This window comes from Mucilaginibacter pocheonensis (genome assembly GCF_031456535.1).
GTDB classification, from domain to species: domain Bacteria; phylum Bacteroidota; class Bacteroidia; order Sphingobacteriales; family Sphingobacteriaceae; genus Mucilaginibacter; species Mucilaginibacter pocheonensis.
In genome coordinates, this window is the sequence record NZ_JAVDUU010000004.1 from 1,025,594 (window position 1) to 1,038,319 (window position 12,726).

Annotated in this window: 8 protein-coding genes; 4 read left to right on the plus strand and 4 right to left on the minus strand. The window is 44.4% G+C overall.

What is annotated here, in order from left to right; translation table 11 throughout:
- Positions 1 to 63: 63 nt before the first annotated feature.
- Both J2W55_RS22545 and J2W55_RS22550 read right to left on the minus strand, forming a co-directional pair.
- Positions 64 to 2,379: a PAS domain S-box protein gene (locus J2W55_RS22545; protein ID WP_310101534.1), complete on the minus strand. Its 2,316-nt coding sequence runs from the start codon at positions 2,377 to 2,379 to the stop codon at positions 64 to 66.
- Between the two features lie 435 nt (positions 2,380 to 2,814).
- Complete coding sequence (locus J2W55_RS22550) at positions 2,815 to 3,261, minus strand: SRPBCC family protein (RefSeq protein ID WP_310101537.1); 447 nt, start codon at positions 3,259 to 3,261, stop codon at positions 2,815 to 2,817.
- A gap of 135 nt (positions 3,262 to 3,396) precedes the next feature.
- Between J2W55_RS22550 and J2W55_RS22555 the strand changes: the two genes are divergently transcribed.
- Positions 3,397 to 4,389, plus strand: a complete 993-nt coding sequence (locus J2W55_RS22555) for a GlxA family transcriptional regulator (RefSeq protein WP_310101540.1) — start codon at positions 3,397 to 3,399, stop codon at positions 4,387 to 4,389.
- Between the two features lie 415 nt (positions 4,390 to 4,804).
- Positions 4,805 to 7,327 carry a heavy metal translocating P-type ATPase gene (locus J2W55_RS22560; RefSeq protein WP_310101543.1) on the plus strand — a complete coding sequence of 841 codons (2,523 nt, stop codon included), beginning with the start codon at positions 4,805 to 4,807 and terminating at the stop codon, positions 7,325 to 7,327.
- Positions 7,328 to 7,461: 134 nt separating this feature from the next.
- On the opposite strand, the gene J2W55_RS22565 is transcribed toward J2W55_RS22560, so the two are convergent.
- Both J2W55_RS22565 and J2W55_RS22570 read right to left on the minus strand, forming a co-directional pair.
- A complete protein-coding gene (locus tag J2W55_RS22565) occupies positions 7,462 to 8,034 on the minus strand; it encodes a hypothetical protein (RefSeq protein ID WP_310101546.1) in 573 nt (190 codons plus the stop codon).
- 172 nt (positions 8,035 to 8,206) lie between these two features.
- On the minus strand, positions 8,207 to 8,407 hold the full coding sequence (locus tag J2W55_RS22570) for a hypothetical protein (RefSeq protein ID WP_310101548.1): 201 nt from the start codon (positions 8,405 to 8,407) through the stop codon (positions 8,207 to 8,209).
- Positions 8,408 to 8,856: 449 nt separating this feature from the next.
- Between J2W55_RS22570 and J2W55_RS22575 the strand changes: the two genes are divergently transcribed.
- Both J2W55_RS22575 and J2W55_RS22580 read left to right on the plus strand, forming a co-directional pair.
- A complete protein-coding gene (locus J2W55_RS22575; RefSeq protein ID WP_310101551.1) occupies positions 8,857 to 9,741 on the plus strand; it encodes a hypothetical protein in 885 nt (294 codons plus the stop codon).
- Between the two features lie 52 nt (positions 9,742 to 9,793).
- Positions 9,794 to 12,703, plus strand: coding sequence for a response regulator (locus tag J2W55_RS22580; RefSeq protein ID WP_310101554.1), 2,910 nt, complete (start codon positions 9,794 to 9,796; stop codon positions 12,701 to 12,703).
- Positions 12,704 to 12,726: the final 23 nt, after the last annotated feature.

The window sequence follows — 12,726 nt, forward strand, 5'->3', positions numbered from 1 at the left end:
TCTTCGCTATTAATACCGCCTGGTTACAGGCAGGTATTTATTCCAGCCATTTCATATGCCGGTTTATAGGTCGCGTTCAATTTGCAATGCTTTTTCAGCTTCGATGCGGCGGTGGATCTCATGTACCATACCGTCCATTTCCTGGGCACATTCATGGAGTTTTGTAAAGATCTCTTCCTGCTCATTGTCGTCTTCGGCCATATCCAACAGGTTTATCAATCCAAGCATGGTTGCCACAGGACGCCTGATCTCATGCGAACTTATCCAGGCCACTTCACGGAGTAACCGATTTTGCCTGTTAATTTCCTCTTCTTTTTCCTTTCGGTAGGTTATATCCTGGCAAACGATGATGTAACCATGAAAAACGTTATCTTCATCATACGTTGGGGTTAACTGAGTAGAAATCCAAATCGGTGTTCCCTTTTTTGTATAAATGATCGTATCCATCGCAAATGCCTCCCTGGCCTCTTGCCTCCGGATGATCGTTTCGAAACCAGGATGATCTGGTCCGGTTAAAAAATCAGCGGCTGTTTTATTTCTCACCTCTTCCAACATGTAACCGGTCAGCTCTACAAACGCATTGTTAACCCATTGCACCCTGCGCAAATCATCGGTTATAAGTACCATGTTATTTACCTGTTTGATAATGCCTGCCAGCCTCTTATTTTCCTGAGTACTGCGTTTAAGCGCATCAATATCTCTCACCGCACCGATCAGCCTTACCGGCTGTTTTTCGGTGTTATAAACAAAATACCCCTGGTCCATCACGTATTTGTAATTCCCTTTCCCACAATTAAGCCGGTATTCGCATTCCCAGTTGGTAAGACCAGCACGACTGATCCTTTCCTGGCTGCTTACTACTTCTTCCATATCGTCTGGATGGATCAATGAGCGCCACCATTCCAACTCATAACTGATTTCTTCGTTTGGAATTTTTACCAAATGAGTGAGGCTGGTATTGTAAATCAGCCTGTTTTGGACGATATCCAGATCATAAACTACATCTCTGGTTGCCTGGGCAACCAGTTCGTAACGTTCAACCGCCTCTTTCAACCGTTCATCTTTAAGCCTGTCTTCGGTAATGTCTGAGAAGTATACCGCAACGCCTTCGTCTGTAGGATAAGCGGCCATCCTTAGCCAGCGCTGCAGTATAACCGAGTAGTCTTCATGCCTCACAATAACCCGTTCTTCAAGCGCTTTCTTATAAACCTGGTAAAACTTATTTTCATTTTTAGGGAAAATCTCGAAAATGCTTGTACCTACAATCCGGCTTCTGTCGGTTTTAACAATCGACCGGAAAGTCTCGTTTATCCGTATGATCGTCATTTGGCTATCAAGCTCAAAAAAGCAATCGGTAATACTGTTCAGGGTATGCTCAAAACTATACAGGTATCGGTTACGCTCCTGCTCCAGTTGTTTGAGCTCAGTGATATCCTGCAAGGAACCTGTTACCTTCAGCTCTTGCCCTCCGCTGCTTTCCAGGCGTGCAAGCTGGCGAATGTAGCGGGTTGTGCCGTCCAGAGCATTAATCCGGTGCGTCACATCGAGCTGTTTGCCACTATTGATCAACTCCTCTAAGGCATTTATCATCAGTGGCCTGTCTTCCGGAAAGATATGCTGCACATAAATATCAAAAGCTTCACGATCGTCATCCCGGTCCAAACCAGCGATGCGATAAACTTCGTCTGACCAAATCAACCGGTTTTCGCGAGGGTAGAATTCCCACCCAGCCACCCGCGACAATAGTTGGGTTTCACTGAGCTTATGTTTTTCTTCCAAAAGTGCCTGGTTTACTTCTTCAAGTGTCTGCTCAAACTCCACCCGCTCTGTCATATCACGCACCATCACCATAACATGGGGCTTTTTATTGAACCATATCTTATGCGAAGTGATATTTACATAAATTAGTTGTCCGTTCTTTTTAATGTGACGCCAGGTACCACTTTGGTTAAACTTATTTCCCAACCCCTCGGCTGAAGAAACCACACTTTCCTGGTCTTCTGGAGGTCGGATGTCCAGGATCGTCCGTTGCCGGAATTCTTCGGCACTGTAGCCATAAACAGCAATAGCAGCATCGTTTACTGAAATAAACCGCAGCGTTAAGGGCTCGTAGATCCACATCGGATTGGGATTGGATTCATACATACTCCGGTACTGCTTTTCGCTTTCTTTCAATTTCGAGCTCTCAGACCTGATCAGGGCATACAAAGCAATTGCGGTAACTGTCACAAACAGGCTTCCCTTTCCCAAACTCAGCCATAAATATTGGCCTGGCGTAAGCACTCCCTCAAAATAAAATAACAGCCGGTCACTGAACATGATCCATAACAAGCTGATCAACAAATAGGCAAAGGCAATCCGGAACGCCCCTTTTCTCATATAGTAAAATCAATCAAGCTTTTAAACGTCTTAATTAATTAGGATGTTACCTATTAATTAAAAAAATTTGCCCTGCCGATAGACATTATTTTTTGTGATGTGGGCAAATTAGCCATCGATTTTTACTTTATTAAAGGAATGGACATTCCCGGTTAATGCTTTCAGGTCATCTGAGCAACCCCTTTTCAATTCTGCGAATACCGAAATACTGATATCCGACTTTATCTGGCTGGCCATGTATCAAATTTTCTAAAACGATATCTGCTCACCATCCTTGTACCAAGTAAGTCGCTGATAGTGCCGATTGAAGTAGCAGCAATAGCCTCAAATCCTGTTTGCTCAATGATTTGAACACTTCGGCCATTGCCACTACTAAAAGGCTGAGCCCGGTGATGCGAGTAATAAAATGTTTAAAAGTAGTCCGTATAGCAATACTTAGGCTAAAACGGGCTTTTTAGTTTTTCCGGTAGTAATCAAATCGTAAAGACTTTGCTCAATAAGCTGCCCCCAGGCGGTAGTGCAAGCGTCATAACATGCTACGTGAGGCTGTAAACCAATATGCGTAAACTGGAGCTTGGTTTGGTGCTCCTGTTGGCTGATCTCAAAAATTATTTTTGTACCTGTCCATTCTTCTTTATCCTCCACAAAACTGATATCGCTCTCAGTGACCAGCCATACCACCTTCTGATCCGGGATAATTTCGCTTATCCGCTGCTTTGAATAATGCATGTCCTCGTAACAGTAAGTAAACTCGTCGTTAAGGTTTGTTGTATTTCCTTCAAATGCTCCTGACCACCAATACTGAGGCTTATTAATTGCATCAAAAACTTCCTTTGGGGTTTGATCTACCAGTATGGCAGTAGTAAAATTTATTGTTTCCATGTTCAAAATAGTTTTTTTTATGATGATTAGTTAACACAAATTTATAGGCAAAACGGGTATTCGGGATAGGTCAAAATAGACATTATAACGGGTTGATTTGGACAGTTCACCTCTTTATATTTGTAAGAAAAGACAATGAAGCATATCACAATCATCGCTCCCGATGGTCAGACCAACCTCGGTACTGTCGCTTGTATTGCAGGCGCTTATGAAATCTTTACCCGGGCCAACGAATATTTCAAGGATAATGGCGGCAAAGAGACCTTCAAAATCGAGATTGCAGGTATAAAATCTCAAACCCCTCTGGCCGGCGGGCTTTTTTTAGTTAAAAGCCAGGTTTACATTTCAGAGATTAGTAAAACAAACCTCATCATCATTCCCTCTTTGGCCAGTAACTTTGATGAAGATGGGCCGGGCAACGCCGGCATTGTTAAATGGATAACAAGTCAATATAAAAACGGTGCAGAAATAGCCACCATGTGCAGTGGGGCCTTTATGCTTGCCTCTTCAGGTTTACTGGACGGCAAGAACTGTTCTACCCATTGGAATTATGCGCATAAATTCCGGGCCTTGTTTCCCAAGGTAAACCTGCAAACCGATGAATTGATCACCGACGAAAATGGTATTTATACAAATGGCGGAGCCTATTCCTTTTTGAACCTGGTACTTTACCTCGTTGAAAAGTATTATGACCGGCAGACCGCAATTTTTTGTTCCAAGATTTTCCAGATTGAAATGGACAGACAAAGCCAGTCGCCATTCATAATATTCAAAGGTCAGAAACAGCATGGCGATGAAATGGTTAGGGAAGCGCAAGCTTATATAGAAAGCCAGCTAACAGAAAAAATCTCCATGGAAACCTTATCATCTAAATTCTCCATAGGCAGAAGGAATTTTGACCGGCGATTTATCAAAGCGACCGGGAACACGCCAATCGAGTATATGCAGCGTGTAAAAGTTGAATCTGCAAAAAAATCATTTGAAACTACCCGTAAATCTATTAATGAAGTGATGTATGAGGTAGGTTATGCCGATCTGAAGGCTTTCCGGGAGGTGTTCAGGAGGTTTACAGGAGTTTCGCCCCTGGCTTACAGAAGCAAATACAATAAAGAAGCACTAAATCTATAGCATACCTATTCGCAAACCTTTCTCTATTTTGTTTTTAAATTCATGTTTCAAGTAAGCTGTCTGAGGGATTGGATTCCTCCTGCGCTTGTTCCTGGAAATTGCCGGCGATGACAACCCCAGCGTTAAAAGAAAGCTGTACAGGTTAAAAAATGGATAACATGCGCAGTATGGTACTTGCCGATGCTTATTGTTGCCGATGCTTCTTTATATCATAAAAGAAATGTCAGATTTCAATTACTCGGGAAAGATATACCTGTTTTCTAAAGGTTAAGGCTTAACTTTATGGTTAATACCAACCGGGAATACACGAGCGGTTTCAGATACATCATGACTAAATACTTCGCCTTATTCACCCCTTATGATACTGACACGGCTACGGAGCTGGAATTACGTTAACTTATTAATCAACACCGATATGATGAAACATACATATAGCATTACGGGCATGATCAGCGATATAAGCTGTAACGAAGTAGAAAACGCTTTGAACAAGTTGGAAGGTATTTCCGCGGAGGTTACATTAAATCCTGCCGAAGCCATCATCACCATGGATAAACACATCCCAACCGAGAAGCTCCAGGAAGCGATTGCTGCTGTGGGAGCTTACAGTATAAAAATGATTGCCCATCAAAAGAGCACAGAGGTAGCGTCCGATCATCAACATCATGGAGCGACTCCTGCCGGGCCGGCACATCAGCGTCACGACGATGTATATTATTGCCCAATGCATTGTGAAGATGAAAAAACTTATAACAAACCTGGTAATTGCCCGGTTTGCGGTATGGATTTGATTAAGCAACCCACAGTAAAGTCTGCCGGTCAGTTTACCTGTCCAATGCACCCCGAGATCATTACTGATGCGCCAGGTTCCTGCCCAATATGCGGTATGGAGCTGGTACCCATTGGAGCAAACGCAGTGGAAGAAGAAGATAAAACCTATAATAAATTACTGGCAAAGTTTAAAATAGCTACAATCTTCACAATACCAATTTTCCTGATAGCCATGTCGGAAATTGTTCCAAATAATCCATTATTTAAACTGATGGATTTAAAATACTGGAACTGGGTTGAACTGGTACTTTCTATTCCCGTGGTGTTTTATGCAACATGGATGTTTTTTGAGCGTGCCTGGCGGTCTGTAATCAGCTGGAAACTGAACATGTTTACGCTCATCGGTATCGGTGCAGGTGTAGCGTGGCTTTTTAGCGTAATCGCCCTGTTGTTTCCAGGTATTTTCCCTGACCAGTTTAAAACACATCACGGCACGGTGTACGTTTACTTTGAGGCTGCAACGGTAATTCTTACCCTGGTATTGCTTGGACAGCTTTTAGAAGCCCGAGCGCATGGCAAAACCAACAGTGCTATTAAAGAGTTGCTGAAACTGGCGCCTAATCAGGCCACAAAAATTGTAAACGATAAGGAGTTTCTTGTTGCAATAGACGAAATACAAAAAGGTGATTTGCTGCGTGTAAAACCCGGCGAAAAAATACCGGTAGACGGTAGTATTAAAACCGGCGAAGGAATGATTGATGAAGCTATGATTACCGGCGAACCCGTGCCTGTAGAAAAGAGGCCTGGAGATAAGGTGAGCTCAGGCACCATTAACGGGAATAAAACCTTTGTGATGATCGCCGAAAAGGTAGGATCAGAAACGTTATTGTCGCAGATCATCGAGATGGTTAATTCAGCAAGCCGCTCCAAAGCACCGATTCAGAAACTGGCCGATAAGATCTCCGGCTATTTTGTACCCGTTGTAGTGCTGATTGCTGTGGCTACTTTTATTGTATGGGCTGTTTACGGCCCACAGCCATCCTATGTGTATGCACTTGTAAATGCCATTGCGGTGCTTATTATAGCCTGCCCGTGTGCGCTGGGACTTGCTACACCAATGTCGGTTATGGTGGGCGTAGGCAAGGGCGCGCAGTCTGGCGTGTTGATCAAGAATGCAGAATCACTTGAAAAAATGAACGCGATTGATGTGCTGGTTATTGATAAAACCGGAACAGTAACTGAAGGAAAACCTTCGGTTGAAAAAGTAGTGAGTGTAAATACCGGTTTTACAGAAAAGGATATCCTTCAAAAGATAGTAGCCCTAAATAGTAGTAGTGAACACCCGCTGGCACAGGCTACTTTGAAGTATGGCGAAGAAAATAATGTAGCTGTTCTGCCCGTCACCAATTTTGAGTCGGTAACTGGTAAAGGAGTTATTGGTACGCTTAGCAACGAGCGGTTAGCTTTAGGCAATCAAAAGTTGATGGAGCACGTAAACGCAATAATTACACCCGATACAGAAAAGCTGGTCAAGGCCGAGCAAAAACAAGGTAAAACGGTTTCGTACCTTGCGGTCGGCAAATCGGTGGCGGGATATGTAACAATCTCCGATAAAATCAAACCATCAAGCCAGACCGCAATCCGTAAGTTACAGCAGGAAGGACTGAAAGTAATTATGTTTACCGGCGATAATGAAGACACTGCAAAGGCGGTAAGCGAAAATCTTGGTCTTGATGGTTTTGAAGCCCAAATGTTGCCGGAGAACAAACTCAAAGAAATAAAAAAGCTGCAGACTGAAGGGAAAAAAGTGGCTATGGCCGGCGACGGTATTAACGATGCCCCGGCATTAGCACAGGCAGATGTAGGTATTGCGATGGGTACGGGCACAGACGTAGCCATTGAAAGCGCGGCTATCACCCTTGTAAAAGGCGATTTGGATGGCATAGCCAAAGCAAGGTTATTAAGCACGCACGTTATGGGTAACATTAAAGGTAACCTGCTTTTCGCTTTAGGTTACAATGTGTTAGGCATACCGGTTGCAGCTGGATTTTTATATCCATTCTTCGGTATCCTGCTTTCTCCCATGATCGCGGCGCTGGCCATGAGCTTTAGTTCGGTATCGGTCATCCTGAACTCTTTAAGGTTAAGAAGAAGTAGTCTCGGCTGATTCTATTAAAGCGCATAGGTAAATTGAATTAACAATAATCCGTAAAATCGGGGTTTTTCTTTTCAGTTTGCCTTCCGGGTATTTCTGTTATAAGCCTCTTAGGTACGAAAACCAGATAGGCAAACCAGTATTCGTTAATCAGACGCGAGTTTTATTGGGATCGCGACGTCTTTTCCAACATCAAGGATATGGAAAACAAGATCTTTAGCATTGTTGGGTACTTCAAAAGTCACCGTGCCAATCAGTTCGGCATGCCGCTCAACCAGTTCATTTAAATCGCCGGTGGGTGGGGTAAGCATTCCGTCGACAGCAAGGCGAAAGCCCTCGTTCCAAAATGTGGCTGGCGAGTAATTACTATTGTTTTTGTACTTTATCTTAATTTTCAGCGAGTTGCTTTCGGGTGTTATAGCCTCAATTGATGAGCTAAGAATCCGGTATTCATGAACGTCAATTTTTACTTCGGTCATTGAAAATACCAGCTTAAGTTTTTCAACCAGCTTTTGGGGTTCTTCTTTTTTACCTGTCAAGCTATCCGCCTCTTTTTTAATCAATTTTATTTGTGTAGATGCCTTGTTCGCCATTATTGATTTGCTGAACAAACCAGCACCGTTTAATGCCACAATTAAACCTGTAATAGCTGTAACTATAGCGGCGAGCCCGGTAATAATTCCGGGCAAAGTTGTCCAAAAGTTTTTTTCATCGGGCATAATGGCGCTTATTAATGTTTATCAGTTCGTGTTAACTGAATTGCTGTATTCCATGTCATTTTTATGGAACAATTTTTTTCCCTGCCGGTAATCAGATCTTGTGGCATATCAATATGGTCAATATTATCAGGATATCTTTGGTATCTTTCTTGATAATACCATCTGTCAAGCATTATCGGTTAACTTTGTCCCAAATGCGCACTTTTACGTGGTAGGTTTCTCCGTAACCATTGTTTTGCAATAATATATCTCCGCACAGTTCGTTGGCTACAGCCGGCAGGTGTCTCTGATCGCCGGCAAAAAGGTCGGCGGCGTTATATTTGTTAGTTTTCACTACATCAACACTATAGTAGCAAACGCAGTTAGATATCATTCACAAATAAACCACCGCCACCTCAAAAACACTTTAGTGTATGTTGCGAATGCTTTCGAGTTTGTTACATTTTTTACCAGGAGGCAATTAATTTGCCTGAAACTCTGTTCGATGGACAGCAAGGCAGTAGTATCTTTAAGTCAAAGGTCGCGGGTGCTGAATATAGGCTGGCCTGGTGACCGAGAACCATGTAACAGGCATAATGGTAGGTCAAATTTATAACCATCAAACCGCTTTGCAAAAGGCCATTGCAAGCAAACCCGCAGGTACTTTCCAAAAATGAGACAAATTCAAACGCATTTACAAAGTGCGCGAAAGTTTTTACGATGCGCGATACGTTGTTTTGCATAACTATTCACCCGGTTATCCTTGCCACGGCGGGCGATTCATAAGCTTATTTGTGAACGGCCTTAGCTGGTATTGCGATACCTCATACTATATAAATGATTATGAGTAATGAAATAAAGCAACAATCCAATAGTCAGCAAACCTTAGCTGCACTTATCTCTGATGAACCCCGTAAACTTAGCGGGATACAAAAAGCCAGTGTGTTTTACCTGATATCGGTTCCATTCCTTACAGCGTTGCTGGGTTTTGGCGTTGGCCATGTGGATCGTCAATGGTATCTGTCAGGTTGGATAATCAATACCCTGATCATGATTGCCGCCCTATACCAGTTGACAAAGTACCGCGCAGGTAGCCCGCTTTTTACCTTTGCCGCACTGTTGCTCATTGCTCCCTGGGTCATTTTTCCTGTTTTCGGAGGTATGGGCCGGCCTCCGCAAAGCGTTCAGGGCTGGCTTGAACTTGCAGGAGAGCAGTATGCCAGGTATAATCTGCTCATATTAGGGAGTGTGCTGGCCTATCTTGGGGTCGCGCTGCTCCGCCAATGGTTACTGGATAAAGAAAGATTGTTTACGACATTAGGTTTAGGCCTGATGACATTGGCTATCCCGTTGTTTGTTATAAATATGGCATATTGGGGGAGCTTCCTTACCGAAGCAATCCGGCATTTTAAGGCAGCGGACCGGCCTGATTGGTTCCATGCTTTCCAACAACTGTTCCTGCTGATCAACACAGTTGAGGTTTCCATGATCTATATAGCTACAACGATGTTTGCATTAGCTTTGAGCAAGACAGGTTATTTCAGAAAGGGGCCGGTGCTTGCCTATGTTATTGTCAGCTTGTTTGCAGCGCTGGTCAATTTGATCCCGCCTTCGGCGCCCGAACCTTTTGCTACCGTGAGTTACCTGGTAAGCGTGCCGGCCTTTCCATTTGTGATGCTTTATCTGATGGGTGTTAATCTGCTACGGATAGTTTCATCGCATCTGTAAACCCCTGTTGATGCAGTTACTTCAAAATATCTAAATTTACGTTATGTTCCGTATGCGCTTTTCTATAACATTAGCCTGCCTGCTTTTTTTCAGCGGAGCTAACCTGTACGCAGTCACCGATGTTCTGGCATTGAGAGCAGACAGTTTGAACATTCATGAAAATGGATTTGCATTGCATAGTCTACACTGGCGCTTCCACATTGCTGACGATACGGATTATAGCAACCCTGTTATTGCAGACAGTACCTGGACGATTGCAAAAACAATGTTTGGCAGTACAACCAAGCCAAAGGGTTGGACTGGAAGCGGCTGGTTCAGACTGTGGCTTAAAGTTGATGAGAGCCTGACCGGCAAGATGCTGGCGTTCCGGATAGGTCAAAATGGAGCATCGGAAATTTATCTCGACGGAAAAAAGATCGCCGGGGCGGGCAATATTGGCAAAACAAAAGCAGAAACCCGTTCGGAGCGTACCCCTTTCAAGGTGTTTCCATTTATGTTAACAGACCGGAGGCCGCACCTACTTACCGTAAGGTACGTAAATTATGAGCCGGCTTTTCCTGAGTATGTCGGCTTCCAGCTATGGGTTGGCTCCTATGGGCAACTGGCTGCCGGCGCGCTTTATGGGTTGAAGATGAATACTTTTTTATTGGCGAGCATTGGCGCCCAACTGGCATTGGTGCTGCTGCATCTTACTCTCTTTGCTTTCTACCGCCGGCAACGGCTAAACCTATATTACAGCCTTTTTGTATTTTCAACTGCGGCGGTGCTTTACCTCCGCTATCTGACAGTTGGCGCGACTGATCCGTATGTGCAGCGGCTAACTGCTGACCTTTTTGAAGCGGGGATAATCGTTGTCGCTTTTCTGGCAGGTGTTTTTTTGTATGGGGTCAGCTATGATCGCCTGCCACGCAAGCGTATAATGTGCATAGCCTTATTGGGATCGCTGACCATGTTATACTACTTTTGGCCAAACAGTATCCATACCGGAGCAACGGCTTCTGTAGTTGAAATTATTTACTTTATGCTCGTGGTGACGGACGGAATGTATGCGCTGATAAAGGCTATGTTCCGCAGAAAACCAAGGATCTGGCTGATAGGCGCAGGTATGTTTACAGTAGTCATCTTCTATTTGTTTATTGGAAGCGATATCCTGGGGTTGATGAAGGGTAACAACCAACTGATAGCCGAATGGATGAGTATCGGCTTGCTTGCTATGCCGGTATTCTTTTCTATCTACCTGGCGCTTGACTTTGCCGGAATTAACCGTAGCCTCACCGCGAGGCTGCATGAAGTACAAGAGCTTTCAACACTAAACCTGTTACAGGAAACGGAAAAAAACAGGATTTTGGCCGAACATGCCGAAAGCTTGGAACAAACAGTTGCCGAACGTACCCGGGAGGTACGCAGCCAGGCCGAAAAACTAAGAGAGATGGACATTCTGAAATCAAGATTTATGGTCAATCTAACCCATGAATTTCGTACACCCCTATCGTTAATCATTGGACCGGCCGGCCTATTGGCGACAAAGGCTGCCAACGCGGCAGAACGGAAGCAGGGCGAGTTAATCAAACAGAATGCGCAGCAACTCCTGCTGCTGATTAATCAATTGCTCGACCTGAGCAAACTGGAAGAAGGCAAAATGGAAATTGTGTCCGTTGAGACAGATATCCTGGCTACTGCGGCCGCTGTATTGAAACCCTTTGCAGGAGATGCCGCCCAAAAACAGATCACTATTGATTTCAAATGTGCGTTCAGCCGTTTACACGGTGCTATTGATGCCGGAAAGCTAATCATGATCCTCCGGAACCTGCTTTCAAACGCGGTAAAATTCAGCTTGACGGGTGGCAAGATCATAGTAAACATCACTATTGAAAAAGAACCTGAAAATACTTTTTTATTACTAAAAATTGAGGACCAGGGAATTGGCATAGTTAATACGAAGCTACCTTATGTTTTTGACCGGTTTTACCAGGCGGATGTGTCAGATAGCCGTTTAAACGAGGGAAGCGGGATCGGCCTGGCCCTGACACGAGAACTTGTGGAGCTGCTCGGCGGCAAGATCTTCATAGAAAGCACCGAAAGCGTGGGTACAACCGTGCAGGTAAGATTACCTATAACAAATTTACAGGCAAGCATAGGTAATGAGCATTTCTCTTTGCTACCTAACCGGAAGCTTATGGAAGAAGGCGAGCACGACAATTTTCCCGACGAGGGCCCTTTGCTCCTTGTTATTGAAGACCACGATCAGCTCAGGCAATTTATCAGCACTGCGTTAGGCGCGCAGTTCAGGATATTAACCGCCCCGGATGGAGAAAAAGGACTTAGGCTCGCCGAAAAACATATCCCCGACCTGGTCATTACCGATCTGATGATGCCGGGAATGGACGGTTACGAGGTCTGCAACAAAATAAAGGAACTGGAACTAACCAGTCACATTCCGGTATTAATGCTCACCGCAAGGAGCGGCACAGATAGCAGAACCAAAGGATGGGAAGTTGGTGCAGATGCCTATCTTTCAAAACCTTTCGAGGTTGCAGAGTTGCTGGCGCTGACGGAGGGTTTGATCAGGACCAGGATACAGTTGCAGGAGCGCTACCGGCGTGAGGAAGCATGGAAGCCTGCTGCCTCATCCTTACCTCCAAAGGAGTTGCATTTTATGGACAAAGTGCGTAATATTATTGAAGCGCAGCTGGATAATGAGCGGTTTAGCATTGATATGCTCTGCGACCTAGTTGCGCTAAGCAGGGCGCAATTGCATCGTAAATTAAAAAGCACTACCGGGCACTCGCCCGGCGACCTGATCCGTATGGTGAGGTTGCAACAAGCGCTCACCTTTCTGAAAGCAGGGGAAACTACCGTTGCAGAGGTTGCCTATAAAGTGGGCTTTGGGAACCCTGCCAGTTTTTCAACAAGCTTTTCCAATTATTTCGGATACGCGCCAAGCGAGGTTAAAAATAGTTAATGTAATGCAGGCAATCCAACCTT